Source organism: Marinobacter sp. Hex_13 (genome assembly GCF_001566815.1).
GTDB classification, from domain to species: Bacteria; Pseudomonadota; Gammaproteobacteria; order Pseudomonadales; family Oleiphilaceae; genus Marinobacter; species Marinobacter salarius.
On the sequence record NZ_LSMM01000032.1, the window covers coordinates 22361 to 40573 of the forward strand.

Genomic DNA, 18213 nt, shown 5'->3' on the forward strand with positions numbered 1-18213 from the left:
GAAACGGTAATCATTGGGGCGGGAAACAGGAATGCTAGAGCCCGTTCTGTTCCCGGAAGCGTTGTATATCCCGTCGGTCTTTCTTGGAAGGCCGTCTGGCCGGGGGTAGCTGCGCCGCCTGCATGGTTTTGCGCTGCCACGAGAGTTCTTCCCGGCGTTTCACGCTGTCGTCGGTTTCGTGATAGAGCTTCTGGGCTTCGGGGGCGCCCCGGCGCCGGTCACTGATGTCGTCCACCACCACAATGCATTCCTGCCAGCCCAGCCGCAGGGTCACTTTGGCGCCGGGCTCCACCAGTTTTCCGGGTTTGGTTCGCTGGCTGTTGTAGTGAACCTTGCCCCCTTCGATGGCTTGCTTGGCGAGGTTGCGGGTTTTGTAGAAGCGTGCTGCCCACAGCCATTTGTCGAGTCTTACGCGGGTGTCGTCAGTGGTGGTTGCCGTCATGTCTCCTCACCTGATGAGCGTATACGCATAGTATAGCTGGCTCACTGGCCGGATGGCAGGGGTTGGCGCTGACGCAGTGCCGGCAGGATTTCATCAAAATGATGAATCGAGGGGATGTCGGGGTGCCGGTCGCGGGCGGGCTGCCTGCTGTCTGGTGCCAGAATGGCAAGGCACTGGGCGATGCCAGCGGTGCGGGCGCTTTCCAGTACCGGGAAGCTGTCGTCCACCATCAATGTTGCGGCGGCCTGATAGGCTTCCAGCCCGGCGAGGTCCTGCCAGAAGGCGGGATCTTCCTTGGGTTTGCCCAGCTGGTGGCTCGAGATGATGTTGTCCACCCGGCTGTCCAGGCCGGTGCGCTGAAGCTTCAAACTGAGCGGGTCCGGATGGCAGTTGGTGACAATCACGGAGCGCAAACCGGTATCACGGACGGCATCGAGAAAATCCGTCACATGCGGGCGGTAGCCAATGCGTTCGCCCACTTCGGCCTTGAGCCCGGTGATGTCCATGTCCAGCCGGTCGCTCCAGTAGTCGGTGCAGTACCAGTTCAAAGAACCACGTTCGGCCATGATCATCGGAATGATAGTGTCACGGGCTTCTTCCGGGCTGAGATTGTTGTACTCGGCGTAACGCCTGGGCAGGTGCTCGAGCCAGAAATGGTTGTCGAAATGCAGGTCGAGCAGTGTTCCGTCCATATCCAGGAACACCGTCTCAAGGGAGTGCCAGTTCACCATAAACAAAAACAGCCTGAAGTTGGTTAAACGTCAGGCTGCCGAAGAATGCGCAAATTGGCAAGGCGGGTTTTTACGGATCAGTTACCGTTTTGTTCAATGGGCTGTTGTTTCCTGCCGGTGCGAGTACAACCGAGGCAGCGAACAAAGGTGGCTTTGGCCGGGCCAACAACCAGGACTTCGCCGGCTTCCGCTGCGTTACCGCCCAGTGCGGAGAACGGCAGGGATACCAGGTAAACCACGCTTCCCACGATGGTGGTGGCAAACAGGGCCGGGCGAACAAACAGCGCATCGCCTGTCATTGCCAGTGCTGTAGGCTCTTCGTCGATGGCTTGAGCGTGGCCGACGGAGGAAAAAGCCAGCAGGCAAACCGCTACGGCTGTAATAACGATGTGGGAAATCTTACCGGTCATTTCTTGTTTCTCCTGAGCTTACCTTAGCTTGTCGGCGTTCTGATCTGGCCGATGGTCGCCCTGCCTTGGATGGCTGACGATACATATACCGCACAGTGTAGCTTACGATTATGGATACTCTGTTAACTATGAATCATATTTGCGTATTTTCAAACGATTTTTCTGTTTCATTAGTTGTCTGGCCGCCGTTCAGCGCTGGCATTTTCCGCAGTAAACCGTCGAGCGCTGGTTCATCCGGATTTCCTTCAGCGGATGGCCGCACTCGCGGCAGGACTCGCCATTACGGCCATACACCAGCAGCGACTGGGCAAAATAGCCCGGTTTGCCATCGCTGTTCACAAAGTCCCGCAGGGTGGTTCCACCCATGAGAATGGCCGCACTGAGCGTTTCGCGGATGGCTTCCACCAGGCGGTTGTAGCGGTCCAGGCTGATGCGGCCGGCGGCGCGACGGGGGTGGATGCCGGCCTTGAACAAGGCTTCGTTTGCATAGATGTTGCCCACGCCCACCACCACATGGTTGTCCATGATGAAGGATTTTACCGGTGTCTTCTTGCCCCGCGAGAGTCGATAGAGCAGGCGCCCGTTGAATTCCGGTGCCAGGGGTTCCGGCCCCAGGCTGGCGATCAGTGGATGCTGGTCCGGTGTTTCGGACCAGAGCCAGCAACCAAAGCGGCGGGGGTCGTTGAAGCGCAGGCGAATGCCGTTGTCGAGTGTCAGTTCCACGTGGTCATGAAGTAGGGGCTCACTCTGATCGGTGATCACCCGCAGGCTGCCGGACATGCCCAGGTGCACGATCAATGTTCCGGCAACGGTGGCCGAGCTTACGCCAATCAGCAGGTATTTGGCCCGGCGGTCCACGGTGTGGATGACAGAGCCTTCGATCAGTTCCGCGAGGTTGCCCGGCACGGGCCAGCGCAGGCGCCCGTCGCGCACGGTTACCTGAGTGATGGTCCGGTTTTCACAATGGGGGGCGATGCCGCGTCGGGTGGTTTCTACTTCGGGCAATTCGGGCAAAGGGATATACTCCAGCGGCACGGGCGGTAACGGATAAGTGTAATCGGTAACAAATTCGCATCCAAATGCGGTTGTTCGGGCTAACAACTGTACGCTAAAGTGGCTCAATACGGTTTGTCGGGCAGTGCCGGACCCGGATTTCGAACGAGGAAAACTCTATGTGGTACAACGGTCTTCTGGACCTTTCGGTGATGCAGCTGATTCTGGTTGCGCTGGGGCTTACCCACATCACAATTATCAGCGTTACGCTTTACCTGCATCGTCATTCTGCCCACAACTCGCTGGATCTTCATCCGGTGCTGGCGCATTTTTTCCGCTTCTGGCTGTGGCTGACCACGGCCCAGAACACCAAGCAGTGGACGGCGATTCACCGTAAACATCACGCCAAGTGCGAAACCGAGGAAGACCCTCACAGCCCGGTGGTCCTGGGTGTCCGCAAGGTGCTGCTTGAAGGTGCCGAACTGTACGACGAGGCCGGTACGCCAGAAACTCTGGAGCGTTATGGCCAGCGCACCCCGGAAGACTGGGTAGAGAACAACGTGTATAGCCGCTATAAACTGCTGGGCATTCAACTGATGGCGGTGATTGATCTGCTGCTGTTCGGTGTTCACGGTATCTGGATCTGGGCGGTGCAGATGATGTGGATTCCGGTCTGGGCGGCCGGTGTGGTCAATGGCATCGGGCACTTTATGGGGTATCGCAATTTCGAATGCAGCGATAACGCCCGCAACATTTCGCCCTGGGGCATCCTGATTGGCGGCGAAGAGCTGCACAATAATCACCACACCTATCCCAATTCCTCCAAGCTGTCTCGCCGCTGGTATGAAGTGGATATTGGCTGGGGCTATATTCGTCTGTTCCAGTTCTTCCGGTTGGCGAATCCCAAGGGCTTCAAGCCGATCGCACATTATGTACCTGGTAAGCAGGAAGTGGATGTCGAGACGGTTCAGGCCATTACCAACAGCCGGTTCGATATTATGCGTCAGTATCGTAAGCGGGTGATGGAGCCGGTGTTGCGTCAGCAGAAGGCGGTGATGGATGAGGAGATTCGTCCGCGTTATCGCAGTCTGAAGCGGTTGCTGTCCCGTGAGGTGACGTTGATCAAGCCGAAGGAGAAGGAGCACCTGGAAATTGCTCTGGAGAGCAATGCGGTGCTGCGGCAGATTTATGAGAAGAGTAATGAGTTGCAGGAGTTGTGGCGTCGCCGTGGTTTGAAGCCGCAGGAGAAGTTGCATGCGCTGATGGAGTGGTGCCGGGAGGCGGAGGCCAGTGGCATTCGTTATCTGGAAGACTTTGCGGCGCATTTGCGGGCTTATTCTCTTCGGCCTTCTCCGTAATTCTCCTTGTAGCCTGAGGGTTCAGGTGTCTGGTCCCGAGGTGGGGTGCCTTTTCTTCTGGGAAAAGAACTCGCTTTGCTCAGACACCTTTTCCCGGCAGAAAAGGCACCCCACCCCGAGACCGTCTGACCACTTCGGGGTCGCTGTTGCGGTTTCTTCAGACAGGTTCTGATTCTTCTACTCTGAATAAACAGTAGGTCACCTGGCCTGCTGTTTTTTGTCGATGCAGGGTCCAGTTGGCTGGTGCTGTGGGTGTCTGCATCTCGCTTTCGTGTTCCACGTAGACCCAGCTTCCCGGTTTTACCCAACCATTGTCCGCGATCATCGGGAGCAGTTTTTCCAGCCAGCCCTGGCGGAACGGCGGGTCCATGAACAGGATGTCGACGGGTTTGGCCGGTGGCTGGGCCAGGTAGGTGTCGACGGTCTGGCAGGCCACTTCTCCGTTTTCTGATTTCAATAGGCGCAGGTTGCTTCTCAGAGCCTGGGCGAGTGCGGGCGTGTAATCGACGAAGACGGTTGTGCCAGCGCCTCGGGAGAGGGCTTCGAGGCCGAGGGCGCCGGAGCCGGCGAAGAGGTCGAGGCAGCGGCTGCCGGCGAGGTGGTGCGTTAACCAGTTGAAGAGGGTTTCGCGGGTGCGGGCGGGAGTTGGGCGCACGCCGCCGGCTTCGGGGAAGCGGAGTTTGCGGCTGCGCCAGTCGCCGCCGATGATGCGGAGTTCGCCGCCGTTGCTGGCTGGCCTGGGTTTCTGGGTGCGCGCCATGGGGATGAGGCCTCTCGAGCATGGTTTGGTACGCCTGCCGGTGCAGGTTGCGCCATGTTACGAAGGTTTATGGGGCGAGTCACCTGCGGCCATCACTTAGGCCGGTCAGTCTGCTAGAATACCGCCTTTCTTGTATCCCGCGAATCGACGATCAATGGTATGACTATGACGGCAGAGTGGATTGCTATCGGCCTTCTGGCCCTTCTTGTCCTTGTGTTTGTTCTGGATGTGGCGGCAAACCGTCAGCGTATACCCCGGCCAAAGCCGGTGCCCCAGAAGAAGCCGGAGGCTCCGGAAGGTGCTGCCCCGAAATCCGGGTCGGAGGAGAAGGCGGAGCCTAAGTCCGAGCCCGATAGCGCGCCGGTCGCGGAAGCACCTGAAAAGCTTGCTGATAAGGAAACGCCCGCTGAAACCCCGACAACGCCGGAGCCTGAGCCTGAGCCAGAGCCGGAAGCACCTCAGGTCAGTGTTTTCGAGCGTATCCGCAATGGGTTGGGTAAAACCCGTGCCAATCTGACCGGTGGTTTTGCGGATCTGTTTTCCATCGGCAAAAAGGTAGACGAGGACCTGCTCGAGGAAATCGAGACCACCTTGCTGATGGCGGATGTGGGTGTGACCGCCACGTCGGAAATCATTGAGTCGCTCACCGACAAACTGGAGCGCAACCAGCTCAAGGACGGCGAAGCCCTGCGCAAGGCCCTGAGGGATGAGCTCCATGGCCTGCTGGCGGATGTGACAAAGCCCCTGGAAATTGATGCGGGCAAAAAGCCCTACGTCATCCTGATGGTGGGTGTGAACGGTGTTGGTAAAACCACTACGATCGGTAAGCTCACCAAGCTTTTTCAGCGGGACGGCAAGTCGGTGATGCTGGCGGCGGGGGATACCTTCCGTGCCGCGGCGGTTGAGCAGTTGCAGGTGTGGGGCGAGCGTAATGACGTTCCCGTCGTGGCCCAGCATACCGGCGCCGACAGCGCATCCGTCATCTTTGATGCTGTTCAGTCTGCGCAGTCCCGTGGTGTGGATGTGGTGATTGCGGACACCGCCGGCCGCCTTCAGAACAAAGACAACCTGATGAGCGAGCTGGAGAAGGTTGTGCGGGTCATGAAGAAGCTGGATGAGTCCGCACCCCACGAAGTCATGCTGGTTCTGGACGCCGGCACCGGCCAGAATGCTTTGAGTCAGGCCCAAGTGTTCCAGCAGGCGGTGGGGGTCAGCGGCATTACCCTGACCAAGCTGGACGGCACGGCCAAGGGTGGTATTGTGTTTGCCATCGCCCGGCAGTTGCAGCTACCCATCCGTTACATTGGTGTGGGGGAGCAGGTAGACGACCTGCGCAGCTTCGATGCCCGCACCTTTGTGGATGCGCTGTTTGATGAAAGCCCGGATAAGTAACCTTCAATGATCGAGTTCCGCCAGGTCACCAAACGTTATGACAGCGACCATACCGCGTTGCGTCAGGTCAATTTCGGCCTGGAGCGTGGTGAGTTGGCGTTTCTTACGGGGCATTCCGGTGCTGGCAAAAGTACGCTGCTAAAGCTGATTATGGTGATGGAGCGCCCCAGCGCCGGCGAGGTGATTGTGGGCGGGCAGGTGCTCAATACCCTGCCGCGCCGTCAGGTGCCGTACATCCGCCGACACATCGGTGTGGTGTTCCAGAATCACCAGTTATTGTTTGATCGCACCGTGTTCGACAACGTCGCCATGCCTTTGGAGGTGATGGGCACCCCGGCCCGGGATATCGGTCGCCGCGTGCGGGCCGCTCTGGACAAGGTGGGGTTGTTGAGCAAGGAAAAGATGAACCCGATGCAGCTATCCGGGGGTGAGCAGCAGCGGGTGGGCATTGCCCGTGCCGTGGTGAACAAGCCCCCGGTACTGTTGGCGGATGAGCCCACCGGTAACCTGGACCCGGAATTGTCTGCCGATATCATGCGGCTGTTTGCGGAATTCAGTCAGGTCGGGGTCACAGTGTTGATTGCTACCCACGACATTGCACTGATTAACGATCTTGGTCGCCGTACGTTGACTCTCGATCATGGTCGGCTGGTGACAGGCGTTGGCGCAAAAGGGGGGCTTCATGGCTAACGATCCCCGACGGCAGCCTGCCCGGGGCGCCAGAAGTGCCCGTTCTCCCTGGCGCCAGCAGGCCGAAAGTTACCTGAATCATCATCGTAAGGTGGCCCGGGACAGCGCGCAGCGTCTTTGGCACTCACCAGTGGCGAGCATGATGACCTGGACGGTGATGGGCGTGGCGCTGGCGCTGCCAGTGGCGCTTATGCTGTTGCTGGCCAGTCTGGAAGGCGTCAGTGCCGGCTGGGAAAGCTCGGCGAGGGTGACGGCCTATCTGAGTGACACCGTTTCTATTGAAGATGCCCGGTCATTGAAAGCCGAGGTGGCTGATGACAGCCGGGTGGCGGAAGTCGAGCTGATCGACCGTGAGACTGCGCTGGAAGAGTTCCGCGCTTCTTCCGGCCTTGAAGACGCCCTCGATTACCTGGACGGAAACCCGCTTCCCCATACTCTGCTGGTCACACCCAGTGAAGGTTCCCGCACCGCTGACGGCGTGGAAATGCTGCTGAAGGTTATTGAAGGGCTGGACGGTGTTGACCGGGTACAGGTGGATCTCGGCTGGTTGCAGCGTCTGAACGCCATGACCGACCTGTTGGGCCGTGCCGTCTGGGCGCTGGCGCTGTTGTTGGCGGCCGCCGTGGTGCTGGTGATTGGCAATACCGTTCGCCTTGCGATTGAAAATCGCCGCGACGAAATTCTGGTGGCAAAGTTGGTGGGTGGCACCGACGCTTTCGTGCGCCGGCCGTTCCTCTATACGGGGGCCTGGTTTGGCCTGGGCGGTGGCATTGTGGCCTTTATCCTGCTCCAGGTGTCGCTCTGGTGGCTCAGTGGCCCAGTGGAGCGGCTAGCCGGGTTGTACCGCAGTGAGTTTTCCCTGAGCGGGCTGAGCGTCGATGGCGCGCTGGCGTTGATAATTGCAGCCATGCTGTTAGGCTGGTTAGGCGCCTGGGTTGCCGTCAAGCGCCATCTGGATGACATTGAGCCGGGGGAAATTGCCGGCGGATGATCTCCGATCTCGGAAATACCGTATTGAAGCCAATGCAGGTTTCGGCGTAGCTTGAAGATAGAATTCGAAGGCAGCCAGATTTCCAGTTTGTTGATTTGAAACGGTTTAGATGGAAATTTGGGTTATTTGCAGAGTGCTTGGCGGGCTGAATTAGAGTTGCTATATTTATCGGTCGTCATGTTCGGAGGATAAGACATGGGTACGAGTTTACAGATCATCGACAGACTGGTTCCGGGTGCCAACCTTGAGTCCTATATCCAGGCGGCCAGCCGCATTCCGGTACTGTCTGTTGAGGAAGAGCGCAAGCTCGCCGAGCGACTGCATTACGATGGTGATGTGGAAGCCGCGCGTGAGTTGGTTCTTTCGCATCTGCGCTTCGTGATCCACATTGCCCGCAGCTATGCGGGTTATGGGCTGTCCCAGGCAGATTTGATCCAGGAAGGTAACGTAGGCCTGATGAAGGCGGTCAAGCGTTTCAATCCGGAATACGGTGTTCGCCTGGTGTCCTTTGCAGTGCACTGGATCAAGGCCGAGATTCACGAGTTTATCCTGCGCAACTGGCGCATCGTGAAAGTGGCGACCACCAAGGCGCAGCGTAAGTTGTTCTTTAACCTGCGCAGCCAGAAGAAGCGTCTGGCGTGGTTGAGCCATGATGAGGTTAATGCCGTGGCCAGTGATCTTGGGGTTGAGCCCAAGGTTGTGCGGGAGATGGAAGGCCGTCTGGCTTCCCACGATACGGCGTTCGATGGCCCCCAGGATGATGACGACGACAATGCTTATCAGGCGCCGGCGTATTATCTGGAAGACAAGCGCAGCAATCCGGCCACGCAGTTGGAGCAATCAGACTGGACGGACGATTCCAATGGTCGTCTGATGGCGGCGCTGGGGCAGTTGGATGAGCGTAGCCAGGATATCCTTCGTGAGCGCTGGTTGTCGGATAGCAAGTCGACACTGCATGAGCTGGCTGACCGATATGGTGTTTCCGCTGAGCGTATTCGTCAGTTGGAGAAAAACGCCATGAAGAAGATTCGTCTGCATATGACAACGGAAGAAGAGGCGGCTTAACCCTTAGTTGACTTGGGGTTTGTCAGAACGCCACCACCCTTTGCGGGGTTGGTGGCGTTTTTGTTTGTATAATCCTTAAAACAAACACAAACCTTGGGGTGGAAGTGAGTGGGCAGGCCCTTCCAAAACACGCCTCAAGACGTCCTTGTGCGGCTCGAGCTCCGCCATCCATGGCTCCGCACGGTTTTGGAAGGGCCTGCCCACTCACTTCTCCCGGCATTGGGAATAGGGATCCAGGAATTATGACCGAAAACCATCCTCATATAGCGTTTCTTGGCGTTGGCTTGATGGGCGCGCCCATGGTTCGGAATCTTCTGAACGCGGGTTATCCAGTAACTTTGTGGAACCGAACCGCTAGTAAATGTGAGCCTTTTGTCAATGAGGTCACCATTGCCGACTCGCCAGAAGACGCTGTCCATCGTGCCGATATCGTCATCACCATGCTGGAGAACGGCGATGTAGTGGAAGACGTGATGGTGGCGCAAGGGGGTATCGCGGCGCTCAAGGCCGGGGCGGTCTATATTGATATGAGTTCGGTTCAGCCGTCGCTGGCGCGACGCCATGCGGCTTTGGCTAAGGAGCAGGGGGCCGGGTATTTGGATGCGCCTGTGTCCGGCGGCACTGTCGGCGCCGAGCAGGCAACGCTGAGTATTATGGCCGGTGGTTCTGGCGCAGACGTTGAGCGGGTGCGGCCGGTTTTTGAGGTGCTGGGGAAATGCACGCCCATTGGTCCGGTAGGGGCGGGGCAACTGGCGAAGCTGGCGAATCAGGCGATCGTGGGGATTACCATTGGCGCGGTGTCAGAGGCGTTGTTGCTGGCAGCGAAGGGTGGGGCTGATCCTGCCGCTGTTCGGGAGGCGCTGATGGGCGGTTTTGCGGGCAGTCGGATTCTGGAGTTGCACGGTCAGCGGATGATTGACCGGGACTTTTCGCCCGGTGCACCGGCGCGAATTCAGTTGAAGGACCTGCGGATGATTCTGGATGAGGCCCGTTCCGAGGGTCTGACCCTGCCGCTATCGCAGCAGGTGCATAATGAGTATCAAAGCCTGATCGCCAACGGGCACAGCGATGTGGATCACAGTGGTTTGTTGCTGGAACTGGAGCATCTCAACGGGGCATTGTTGGGTTCTTCGTCGGCCATCAAGCGCAAGTAGCAGGCTCGCTATGAATGTCTCCATGCTGTTTGCCGAGGTGAAATGCAGGAGCACGGCGCGGGTGAGATTAACTTTCGGAATGTTTTCGCAGCGTTGGACCGCCTGGGCTATGGTGGTTGGATGAACGTGGAATATTGCCTTGCGGGCTATACGGTGTCGAGACTAGGCTGGTTCGGGGTATGTCGTGACCGTCGCCATTGGCGACACCCTCTTACAAGATCGTAACTGGTCGGCAACGGATGTTCTTCGTACCCTAGCTGTTAATGTAATCCGCTATCGGGAGGAAAACCGGTGAAAGCACTGGTAATTGAAGACGATCAGGACGTGGCAAACTACCTTGTTAAAGGGCTGAAAGAGTCTGATTTTGTCGTGGACCACGCGGCGGATGGCAAGGAAGGCATGATGATGGCCGCCAGCGAAGACTACGACATCATGATTGTGGACCGCATGTTGCCAGGTATGGACGGCCTGTCGATCATCAAAACGGTGCGTGCCACTGGCAACCAGGTTCCAGTGTTGATCCTCAGCGCCCTGGGCGATGTGGATGACCGGGTGGAAGGCCTGCGTGGTGGTGGCGATGACTATCTGACCAAACCGTTCTCTTTCACCGAGCTGCTGGCCCGTATCGAATCCCTGGTGCGCCGTAATCGCCAGTCTGCGGAAACCGAGACCGTGCTGCGGGTGGCCGATCTGGAAATGGACCTGCTTGCCAGAACCGTTAAGCGGGCCGGGCACAATATTGATGTTCAGCCCCGGGAGTTCCGTCTGCTGGAATATCTCATGCGAAATGCCGGGCAGGTGGTCACTCGTACCATGTTGCTCGAAAAAGTATGGGATTATCATTTCGACCCCCAGACCAACGTCATCGACGTACACATCAGCCGTCTGAGGGCGAAGATCGACAAGGAATTCGAGACCCCCTTGCTGCAGACCATACGGGGTGCAGGGTACATGTTGCGTGAAACTGCTTAGCCAGCTCAGAACCTCATCGTTCCAGTTAGCCCTGCTGTACATGGTGGTGTTCGCCACCTCGGTTTTTTTGCTGCTGGCGTTTATCTACTGGCGCACGGCAGGGTTCATGACTGCCCAGACCGATGAGACCATCGAGGCCGAGATTGCCGGCCTCGCGGAGCAATACCGTGGCAGCGGTATCAATGGCCTTATTTCCATCATCCGCGAGCGTGTTGCCCGCGACCCCAACGCCAAATCCATCTATCTGTTGACGACGGACGACTTCGTCAAGCTCGCCGGTAACATCGAAAACTGGCCCAAGGGTTCTCGCTCTGACAGCGGCTGGATCAATTTCACCCTGAATCCGTCAGTGGGCTGGAATGGTCCGGAGCGACTCGCACGGGCTCGCATTTTCGAAGTGCAGGGTGGCCTGCGCCTGTTGGTGGGCCGTGATGTGGACGAGCTCACTAACCTGAAACGGGTGATCGAAACCGCCATTAACTGGGGGATGGGTATTACCCTGGCGCTGGCGCTGTTAGGCGGGTTCCTGATGAGCCGGAGCACCACGCGGCGCATTGAAGTCATCAACAACACTTCCCGGCGCATCATGAATGGGCATCTGTCCCTGCGTATACCAACCCGAGGTACCGACGACGACTTCGACCAGCTGGCAGAAAACCTGAACCAGATGCTGGATCGCATTGTTTACCTGATGGAAGGTATCCGGCATGTGTCCGACAGCATCGCCCACGATTTAAGAACCCCGCTGACCCGGCTGCGCAATCAGCTTGAAAACACCCTTATGTCGGTAGACAACGACGAGGCCCGGGAGCAGGCCGGCAAGGCCGTGGCAGAGGCGGACCAGTTGTTGGCCACCTTCAATGCCCTGCTTCGGATCGCGCGTTTGGAAACCCGTGGCAATACAGCGGACATGCAGCAGGTACCCCTGGGAGAGCTGGTTAGCGATGCGTGTGAGCTGTATGAAGCGTTGGCGGAAGACAAAGAGCAGCAGTTCGAGCAGTCCCTGGAAGATCATGTGGTGATCGAGGGCGATCGGGACCTGCTGTTCCAGATGGTCAGTAACCTGATTGATAACGCTATCAAGTACACCCCGGAACAAGGCGAGATCCGGGTAAACGTACGCAAGGATGGCAACGACGCGATTTTCGAGGTTGGGGACAGTGGCATCGGTATCCCCGATGACGAAAAAGACCAGGTGTTCCAGCGCTTCTACCGGGTTGGCAAAAGCCGGTCATTGCCCGGCAACGGCCTTGGGCTCAGCCTTGTCAGCGCGGTCGCGGAGATCCACCAGGGTGTTATCTCATTGAGCGATCATCACCCAGGGGAAGACTATCCGGGGCTGATGGTCACCATTCGGTTGCCCGCTTACTCGCCGAACCGGAAACGTCTGAAAGACACCCAGACCATTTCCGCTTCGGAAGCCGGAGAACAAAGTTCCCCGGGGGAGCTCAGGGGCGTTTGATCAGTTGCTGGATGCGCCGCGGAACTGATTCACGCGGCTGATCACTGGCTTCAGCAGCGTGTCTACCTGTGAGCGACGACGATCGAATTTGGCCTGGATGCTGTCCCACTCACCTTCCAGATGTTTCTGTTCCAGCATGATAAACGCCGCCAGGTTATGACGGTTCAGCTTGCCGGTGATGCCGTATTGGTCAAGCCGATAGCCGATACTGTCGAGACCATTGAGGGCCGTGTTGAGAAGCTTTTTGGTGTTCATTCTGGTATCCCGTGCTTGGACGTTAAATCGGAAATTCAGTTAATTGAACGCTAACGCCTGCGTCTAGAGTGCGCAACCTAATCTGGCCCTGACCAAAACGTAATTCGGCCGCCACCACTGTGTAACCTGTTCTGTGGAAAATGGAAGGTGTAGCTAAGGAAGCCAGCGGAAACTCCGCTTGCTTCTCCCTCCAGCACAGCGCTAGCCTTACCCCGTTTTTACGGGGTTTTTTTATGTCTACACGGTGGTTTTTCTATGGCCAGAACCCGCTACATAACCGCGGAGGGCGAGCAGGCTCTTCGTGAGGAATTGCGTTTTCTCTGGAAGGAGAAGCGTCCGGAAGTGACGCAGGCGGTGCGGGAAGCAGCCGCTCAGGGCGATCGCTCAGAGAACGCCGAGTACATCTATGGCAAGAAACAGTTGCGGGAAATTGATCGACGCGTGCGCTTCCTGACCAAGCGGCTTGATGAGCTGACGGTGGTGGATCGTCTGCCTGATGACCGGGGCAAAGTGTTTTTTGGCGCCTGGGTGACCATCGAAAACGAAGGCGGCGACGAAAGCACTTACCGGCTGGTTGGGCCGGATGAGTTCGATCTGTCTCGCGGTTACCTGAGCATCGACTCTCCCATGGCGCGTGCGCTTTTGGGCAAACGCATTGACGACGAGGTGGGGGTGCGAACACCGGATGGCTGGAATCACGTTGTGATCACCAACATTCATTATGAACCGCTAACGCCCGACAAGTGAGGAGTGTCACAAAACTGGCGACTGACCGGGTTTTTTGTCGTTTTTGGCGATAGACTGATCAAAAATTGTCAGCCTGAGATGTATTTGTTCAAATAATGGTCAGGCTCGGCATGACATAAAAAGGCAGTCGTTATGGGCGGATTCGATACAAAAAGGACTATGATCGGCGCGACCGTGCTGGTGGTGGCGTTGTCACCTCTGGTGTGGGCCCAAACCGGCGAAGAAACCGTCGAGGGTGGCGCCTTCAACTATGAAGAGCGTTCAACGCTGGAAACCATTCCGTTCAACTCCATGGAAGAAGAGTCTCTGGCCAATACCGTGATCGAAGGTGGCCTGGAAGCGCCGGCGGCTGGCGTGCCCGTGCAGCCGCGAACGGACGAGGATTTCTACCTGGATCCCCTTGCCCTTCAGCCCCGTGATCCACGCACGGATCTCGGGCGAAGCGAAATTCCGGTGGAATTCCGCTTCAGCAACCCCAAGTCCATTCCCGGGCAAACCCACGGCGACAACTACATTATCCGCCCACCGACCAATCGGAACTACGGCGCGTTCAATACCACAACGACGGAACGATAATTCGTCTGCCGCGAGGGTTCAGGCGGCAACAATGCCCTCGGGCTCAGTTCTGCCCAACACATCTTCGTAGAAGAACGCCAGCGCCTGTTTGGCCTGATTGAGGCGTGCCCGTGACACTTCCAGGCGTTCGCTCAGGTAAGCCAGGAATAATTGCCGGTCGCCGGGTTGCAGCGTTTCCGGATTTTTCAGGTCGTGGAAAAGCACGAACCGGGAAATCCAGTGGAGATAGGTTTGCTCTGCGCGGTGGTTAAGCTGATGTTTGCGGATGGCGCCAGTCACTCGACTGACAAGCCCGGGCTGCGACTGTTCCAGCGCCTCGGTGATATCCATGATGCGTCTTCCGTGTGAATTGTTGTTCTTATGATGCGCGCATCTTATGACAATCGTTTGACCGCCGCAAAACTTTTGCGAGGGAAATTGAGTGGGAGCAGAACCGTCGGTGCGGCGGCTGCTCCCGATCAAGCTGGACTACGGGTTACTTCAGGGATTCCAGCTTATCGATGTACTTCTGCATGGCTTCCTCGGAGGAGGTGCCCTTGACCTTTTCCCAGGCGTCGTACTTGGCGCGGCCGACAAAATCCATCATGCCCGGGCGTTTGCCACTGACATCACCTTCGGTGGCCTGCTTGTAGAGGGCATAGAACTCCAGCTTGAGTTCGTTGGAGGGTTTGAAGTCGCCCTCGGCGTTCTGGATGTAGTTGACGGCTTCGTCAAAGCGGGTTTTCAGGTCACTCATATGGCGGTTCCTTTTCTGGTGTTGAATCCGATATTCACGATGCGGAAGAGTATAGCCAGAGACAGTGTGACCGTCATTGGCCGATCGTTCCAATCCTTCGACGAATGGGGTATTGTCCGCATCCTTCTTTTAAGATAAACGGAGATGCCCCATGGCCGCCGCCAACAAACTGGCAAGCATTGTTGCCAAGATCAATCAGTTGCCGGAATTTGCCCGGCCCAAGGCTTTGTCGCTGTTTTTCGGCAAGGCGGTTCCGTTCACTGGTACCACCGGCATTCGCATTGAAGCCCTCGATCAGGAACGTTGCGTGATCTCCCTGAAGAACAAGCGCAGGGTCCAGAATCACATCAAGGGCGTACATGCCGTGGCTTCCCTGTTGTTGGCGGAATCCGCTACGGGCTTTCTCGTCGGTCTGAACGTGCCGGATGACAAGGTGCCCGTGATCAAAACCGCGCATGCCGAATACACCCGCCGTGCCAAAGGCGATATGAAGGTGGAGGCGTACCTTACCGCTGAGCAGCGTGAGCGTATGCTGACCGAAGAGAAGGGCGAAACCTCGGTGCCGGTGACCATCCACGACAGCGAAGGCCAGCAGCCGATCGAGATTGAAATGATCTGGGCCTGGACGCCAAAGCGTCGCTAGTTGCGATAGGTCATTGTTGTGAAAGGCCCCGGTATGTCGAATGGTTGGCAATTCTTTGCCCGGGGTCGAAATATTGCCAGAAGCTGGCCAATTTTTGCTTGAGTACCCGATTTATCCTGTGTAGAGTTCTGCCTGTAGCGTGCCAGGATGGTGCGCACAATGGACTGTAACACCGCAACTGAGTTTGCACATGGACCACAGGGAGCAAGCGCATGTCTTCAAAAGACGGTTCCGTCGCGCCGAAAGAGCGCATCAATATCAAGTATGTCCCCGCCACCGGTGATCAGCAGGCTGAAACAGAACTGCCGCTGAAGATGTTTGTCGTTGGTGACTTCAAGGGGCAAGCCGAAGAAACTCCGATCGAAGACCGTAAGGCGATTTCCGTCGACAAGAACAACTTCCGTTCTGTGATGTCGGAAGCCGGTCTCACCCTCTCCACCACGGTCACCAACAAGCTGGACGAAGAAGCCGAAGAATTGCCGGTTAACCTCGAGTTCCAGACGCTGGACGACTTTTCCCCGGATAGCATTTCCCGTCAGGTACCTGAGCTGAAGAAGCTGATTGAGCTTCGTGAAGCCCTGGTTGCCCTCAAGGGCCCGCTGGGTAACGTGCCATCGTTCCGATCCAAGCTGCAGGAACTGCTGGACAACGATGACGCCCGCGACAAACTCCTCCAGGAGCTTGAGCTGGCCACGGACGAAAGCGGCGAATAATCCGAACTCTTGATTCGAATTCTGCCATTGCTGGCAGGTTTCACTTTTCTATTAAAACGTACTGAAGGGATGTGGTATGTCTGATACTGCTGAGCAGCAATCTGCTGCCTCCGAAGCTGCTGCGGAAGGCTCACTGCTGGACCAGGTAATGGCCAACAGTCGCATGGCTCCCGCCGATGAAGGATACGATGTGGCGCGCCGCGGCGTGGCAACGTTTATCTCCAACCTGCTGAAAAGCGACGAGAAAGGTCAGCCGGTCAACAAGGCACTGGTCGACCAGATGGTGGTCGAGCTGGATCGTAAGATCAGCGCACAGATGGACGAAATCCTGCACGCGCCCAAACTGCAGGAACTGGAGTCTTCCTGGCGCGGCCTGAAGCTGATGGTGGATCGCACCGATTTCCGCGAGAACATCAAGGTGGATATCCTTCACGCCACCAAGACTGAACTGCTGGAAGACTTCGAGTTCGCGCCCGATGTCACCCAGACCGGTTTCTACAAGCACATCTACTCCACCGAGTACGGCCAGTTTGGCGGCGAGCCCGTGGGTGCAGTTGTCGGCAACTATGCCTTCACACCCTCCACGCCGGACATGAAGCTGCTGCAGTACGTGTCTTCCGTAGGCGCCATGGCCCATGCGCCGTTCCTGTCCTCCGTTGCGCCAACGTTCTTCGGTGTCGACAGCTATCAGGAACTGCCGGCCATCAAGGAACTGAAAGCCGTCTTCGAAGGCCCGAAATACGCCAAGTGGCGCTCCCTGCGTGAGTCGGAAGACGCCCGCTACCTGGGCCTGACATCACCGCGCTTCCTGCTGCGTGTGCCTTATGATCCCACGGAAAACCCGGTACGCAGCTTCAACTACAAGGAAGACGTGTCCGGCGACCACGAGCATTACCTGTGGGGCAACACGGCCTACCTGCTGGCCACGCGCCTGACCGAAAGCTTCGCCAAGTACCGTTGGTGCCCGAACATCATCGGCCCGCAAAGCGGTGGTTCGGTGGAAGATCTTCCGGTTCACACGTTCGAATCCTTCGGCCAGCTGGAAGCCAAGATTCCGACCGAGGTGCTGATCACCGACCGTCGCGAATACGAAATGGCTGACGAAGGCTTCATCGCCCTGACCATGCGTAAGGGCAGTGACAACGCAGCGTTCTTCTCTGCCAACTCGGTACAGAAACCCAAGCAGTTCCCGAACACCAAGGAAGGCAAAGAAGCGGAAACCAACTACAAGCTGGGTACGCAACTGCCTTACATGATGATCGTGAACCGCCTGGCGCACTACATCAAGGTGCTGCAGCGTGAGCAGATTGGTTCCTGGAAAGAGCGTCAGGATCTTGAGCGTGAGCTGAACACCTGGATTCGCCAGTACGTGGCCGACCAGGAAAACCCGCCGGCGGATGTTCGCAGCCGTCGACCACTGCGCGCCGCCAAGGTGACCGTTTCCGATGTGGAAGGCGATCCGGGCTGGTACTCGGTATCCCTGGCAGTTCGTCCGCACTTCAAGTACATGGGTGCGAACTTCGAACTGTCACTCGTCGGCCGTTTGGACAAGGACTAATCCGTGTTCAGGAACACCGGTGCTGACGGTGTTCAGGCTTCGGGCGGCAGTCTGTTCGAGCGTTTGGAACAGGCTGCCGAACCTGCGGGGCAAAGCATGGGGGAAGTAACCCATGTGGTGGATTCCATCAAGCGCCACCTGGTTCGCCTGCTGAATGCCCATCCGGGCAACAGTGAGAGCGTACCGGATCTGGGGCTTGTGGATTTCAACGACGCCACGCTCGGTACCCATGATCTGAGCATTCGTATTCGAAGCGCTATACGGCAGTGTATTGAGAAGTTTGAACCCAGGGTGAGCCGGGTGGATGTGATGGCAATGCCCCAGGGGCCGGATCCATTGCAGTTACGGTTTCAGGTGACGGTCTACCTGAAGGTGGGTTCGGAAGACGATAAAACGACCATTGATTTGTTATTGGATGACAAGCGCTATTACCGGGTGATTTAACGCCACGAAATAGCTTGAAGACACGGATGAGAGTGGGGGTGCAGTCAGGCTTCCAAAAGTGTGCGGAGCCATGGATGGCGGAGCCCAAGCGCCCATGGATGGGCTTGCAGCGTCTTTTGGA

Annotated in this window: 22 protein-coding genes; 14 read left to right on the plus strand and 8 right to left on the minus strand. The window is 57.4% G+C overall.

Going from position 1 to position 18213, the window contains the following annotated elements:
- Window positions 1–34 precede the first annotated feature (34 nt).
- From hslR to mutM, 4 genes are all read right to left on the minus strand, one after another.
- Complete coding sequence (gene hslR, locus AXW11_RS08185; protein ID WP_036211307.1) at window positions 35–442, minus strand: ribosome-associated heat shock protein Hsp15; 408 nt, start codon at window positions 440–442, stop codon at window positions 35–37.
- A 41-nt stretch (window positions 443–483) separates the two neighbouring features.
- Window positions 484–1173: a GMP/IMP nucleotidase gene (gene yrfG / locus AXW11_RS08190; protein WP_036211304.1), complete on the minus strand. Its 690-nt coding sequence runs from the start codon at window positions 1171–1173 to the stop codon at window positions 484–486.
- A 77-nt stretch (window positions 1174–1250) separates the two neighbouring features.
- Window positions 1251–1583, minus strand: a complete 333-nt coding sequence (locus AXW11_RS08195) for a hypothetical protein (protein ID WP_091643179.1) — start codon at window positions 1581–1583, stop codon at window positions 1251–1253.
- A 189-nt stretch (window positions 1584–1772) separates the two neighbouring features.
- Window positions 1773–2597, minus strand: coding sequence for a bifunctional DNA-formamidopyrimidine glycosylase/DNA-(apurinic or apyrimidinic site) lyase (mutM, locus tag AXW11_RS08200; protein WP_036211298.1), 825 nt, complete (start codon window positions 2595–2597; stop codon window positions 1773–1775).
- A gap of 158 nt (window positions 2598–2755) precedes the next feature.
- Here mutM and AXW11_RS08205 point away from each other — a divergent pair, with 158 nt between their 5' ends.
- Window positions 2756–3934 (plus strand): DesA family fatty acid desaturase, encoded by a 1179-nt coding sequence (locus AXW11_RS08205; protein WP_036211295.1) that lies wholly within the window; start codon window positions 2756–2758, stop codon window positions 3932–3934.
- A 157-nt stretch (window positions 3935–4091) separates the two neighbouring features.
- On the opposite strand, the gene rsmD is transcribed toward AXW11_RS08205, so the two are convergent.
- Complete coding sequence (gene rsmD / locus AXW11_RS08210) at window positions 4092–4694, minus strand: 16S rRNA (guanine(966)-N(2))-methyltransferase RsmD (RefSeq protein WP_091643181.1); 603 nt, start codon at window positions 4692–4694, stop codon at window positions 4092–4094.
- A 165-nt stretch (window positions 4695–4859) separates the two neighbouring features.
- On the opposite strand from rsmD, the gene ftsY reads away from it, so the two are divergent.
- From ftsY to AXW11_RS08245, 7 genes are all read left to right on the plus strand, one after another.
- On the plus strand, window positions 4860–6086 hold the full coding sequence (gene ftsY / locus AXW11_RS08215) for a signal recognition particle-docking protein FtsY (protein ID WP_091643184.1): 1227 nt from the start codon (window positions 4860–4862) through the stop codon (window positions 6084–6086).
- 6 nt (window positions 6087–6092) lie between these two features.
- On the plus strand, window positions 6093–6776 hold the full coding sequence (ftsE, locus tag AXW11_RS08220) for a cell division ATP-binding protein FtsE (RefSeq protein ID WP_007155690.1): 684 nt from the start codon (window positions 6093–6095) through the stop codon (window positions 6774–6776).
- A complete protein-coding gene (ftsX, locus tag AXW11_RS08225) occupies window positions 6769–7767 on the plus strand; it encodes a permease-like cell division protein FtsX (RefSeq protein WP_091643187.1) in 999 nt (332 codons plus the stop codon). Before ftsE ends, ftsX begins: the two co-directional genes overlap by 8 nt.
- Window positions 7768–7962: 195 nt before the next feature.
- Entirely contained in the window at window positions 7963–8832 is an 870-nt protein-coding gene (rpoH, locus tag AXW11_RS08230) for an RNA polymerase sigma factor RpoH (protein ID WP_041333049.1), read from the plus strand.
- 242 nt (window positions 8833–9074) lie between these two features.
- The gene (locus AXW11_RS08235; RefSeq protein WP_091643190.1) at window positions 9075–9986 is read left to right on the plus strand and encodes an NAD(P)-dependent oxidoreductase; all 912 of its coding nucleotides are present in this window, start codon (window positions 9075–9077) and stop codon (window positions 9984–9986) included.
- A 291-nt stretch (window positions 9987–10277) separates the two neighbouring features.
- Window positions 10278–10958 (plus strand): winged helix-turn-helix domain-containing protein, encoded by a 681-nt coding sequence (locus tag AXW11_RS08240; protein ID WP_007155393.1) that lies wholly within the window; start codon window positions 10278–10280, stop codon window positions 10956–10958.
- Window positions 10945–12420, plus strand: coding sequence for a sensor histidine kinase (locus AXW11_RS08245; protein WP_036211274.1), 1476 nt, complete (start codon window positions 10945–10947; stop codon window positions 12418–12420). The genes AXW11_RS08240 and AXW11_RS08245 overlap by 14 nt, the downstream gene beginning before the upstream one ends.
- On the opposite strand, the gene AXW11_RS08250 is transcribed toward AXW11_RS08245, so the two are convergent.
- The gene (locus AXW11_RS08250; RefSeq protein ID WP_075195795.1) at window positions 12421–12675 is read right to left on the minus strand and encodes a hypothetical protein; all 255 of its coding nucleotides are present in this window, start codon (window positions 12673–12675) and stop codon (window positions 12421–12423) included. It abuts the gene before it with no gap.
- Window positions 12676–12930: 255 nt separating this feature from the next.
- On the opposite strand from AXW11_RS08250, the gene greB reads away from it, so the two are divergent.
- Entirely contained in the window at window positions 12931–13422 is a 492-nt protein-coding gene (gene greB, locus AXW11_RS08255; protein WP_036211269.1) for a transcription elongation factor GreB, read from the plus strand.
- A gap of 159 nt (window positions 13423–13581) precedes the next feature.
- A complete protein-coding gene (locus AXW11_RS08260; protein WP_075195794.1) occupies window positions 13582–13998 on the plus strand; it encodes a hypothetical protein in 417 nt (138 codons plus the stop codon).
- Window positions 13999–14016: 18 nt separating this feature from the next.
- Here the strand turns inward: AXW11_RS08260 and AXW11_RS08265 are convergent, their stop codons facing one another.
- Together AXW11_RS08265 and AXW11_RS08270 are read right to left on the minus strand one after the other, a co-directional pair.
- Window positions 14017–14328: a site-specific integrase gene (locus tag AXW11_RS08265; RefSeq protein WP_036211263.1), complete on the minus strand. Its 312-nt coding sequence runs from the start codon at window positions 14326–14328 to the stop codon at window positions 14017–14019.
- A 145-nt stretch (window positions 14329–14473) separates the two neighbouring features.
- Window positions 14474–14734, minus strand: a complete 261-nt coding sequence (locus tag AXW11_RS08270; RefSeq protein ID WP_036211260.1) for an acyl-CoA-binding protein — start codon at window positions 14732–14734, stop codon at window positions 14474–14476.
- A 151-nt stretch (window positions 14735–14885) separates the two neighbouring features.
- On the opposite strand from AXW11_RS08270, the gene AXW11_RS08275 reads away from it, so the two are divergent.
- The 4 genes from AXW11_RS08275 to tssE all read left to right on the plus strand — a co-directional run bounded on the left by AXW11_RS08275 (window position 14886) and on the right by tssE (window position 18092).
- Complete coding sequence (locus AXW11_RS08275; protein ID WP_041333055.1) at window positions 14886–15377, plus strand: DUF4442 domain-containing protein; 492 nt, start codon at window positions 14886–14888, stop codon at window positions 15375–15377.
- 212 nt (window positions 15378–15589) lie between these two features.
- A complete protein-coding gene (tssB, locus tag AXW11_RS08280) occupies window positions 15590–16090 on the plus strand; it encodes a type VI secretion system contractile sheath small subunit (RefSeq protein ID WP_036211254.1) in 501 nt (166 codons plus the stop codon).
- Between the two features lie 76 nt (window positions 16091–16166).
- Entirely contained in the window at window positions 16167–17648 is a 1482-nt protein-coding gene (gene tssC / locus AXW11_RS08285) for a type VI secretion system contractile sheath large subunit (protein WP_036211251.1), read from the plus strand.
- 3 nt (window positions 17649–17651) lie between these two features.
- Entirely contained in the window at window positions 17652–18092 is a 441-nt protein-coding gene (gene tssE, locus AXW11_RS08290; RefSeq protein WP_036211248.1) for a type VI secretion system baseplate subunit TssE, read from the plus strand.
- Window positions 18093–18213: the final 121 nt, after the last annotated feature.

Bases quoted from the DNA above. Each gene is read 5' to 3' on its own strand.
- AXW11_RS08235 (WP_091643190.1), top strand. From the start codon at position 9,075: ATGACCGAAAACCATCCTCATATAGCGTTTCTTGGCGTTGGCTTGATG.
- AXW11_RS08275 (WP_041333055.1), top strand. From the start codon at position 14,886: ATGGCCGCCGCCAACAAACTGGCAAGCATTGTTGCCAAGATCAATCAG.
- AXW11_RS08270 (WP_036211260.1), bottom strand. From the start codon at position 14,734: ATGAGTGACCTGAAAACCCGCTTTGACGAAGCCGTCAACTACATCCAG.
- greB (WP_036211269.1), top strand. From the start codon at position 12,931: ATGGCCAGAACCCGCTACATAACCGCGGAGGGCGAGCAGGCTCTTCGT.
- hslR (WP_036211307.1), bottom strand. From the start codon at position 442: ATGACGGCAACCACCACTGACGACACCCGCGTAAGACTCGACAAATGG.
- ftsX (WP_091643187.1), top strand. From the start codon at position 6,769: ATGGCTAACGATCCCCGACGGCAGCCTGCCCGGGGCGCCAGAAGTGCC.
- AXW11_RS08265 (WP_036211263.1), bottom strand. From the start codon at position 14,328: ATGGATATCACCGAGGCGCTGGAACAGTCGCAGCCCGGGCTTGTCAGT.
- AXW11_RS08205 (WP_036211295.1), top strand. From the start codon at position 2,756: ATGTGGTACAACGGTCTTCTGGACCTTTCGGTGATGCAGCTGATTCTG.
- ftsE (WP_007155690.1), top strand. From the start codon at position 6,093: ATGATCGAGTTCCGCCAGGTCACCAAACGTTATGACAGCGACCATACC.
- rsmD (WP_091643181.1), bottom strand. From the start codon at position 4,694: ATGGCGCGCACCCAGAAACCCAGGCCAGCCAGCAACGGCGGCGAACTC.
- tssB (WP_036211254.1), top strand. From the start codon at position 15,590: ATGTCTTCAAAAGACGGTTCCGTCGCGCCGAAAGAGCGCATCAATATC.
- ftsY (WP_091643184.1), top strand. From the start codon at position 4,860: ATGACGGCAGAGTGGATTGCTATCGGCCTTCTGGCCCTTCTTGTCCTT.
- tssC (WP_036211251.1), top strand. From the start codon at position 16,167: ATGTCTGATACTGCTGAGCAGCAATCTGCTGCCTCCGAAGCTGCTGCG.
- rpoH (WP_041333049.1), top strand. From the start codon at position 7,963: ATGGGTACGAGTTTACAGATCATCGACAGACTGGTTCCGGGTGCCAAC.
- yrfG (WP_036211304.1), bottom strand. From the start codon at position 1,173: ATGGTGAACTGGCACTCCCTTGAGACGGTGTTCCTGGATATGGACGGA.
- AXW11_RS08250 (WP_075195795.1), bottom strand. From the start codon at position 12,675: ATGAACACCAAAAAGCTTCTCAACACGGCCCTCAATGGTCTCGACAGT.
- AXW11_RS08260 (WP_075195794.1), top strand. From the start codon at position 13,582: ATGATCGGCGCGACCGTGCTGGTGGTGGCGTTGTCACCTCTGGTGTGG.
- AXW11_RS08195 (WP_091643179.1), bottom strand. From the start codon at position 1,583: ATGACCGGTAAGATTTCCCACATCGTTATTACAGCCGTAGCGGTTTGC.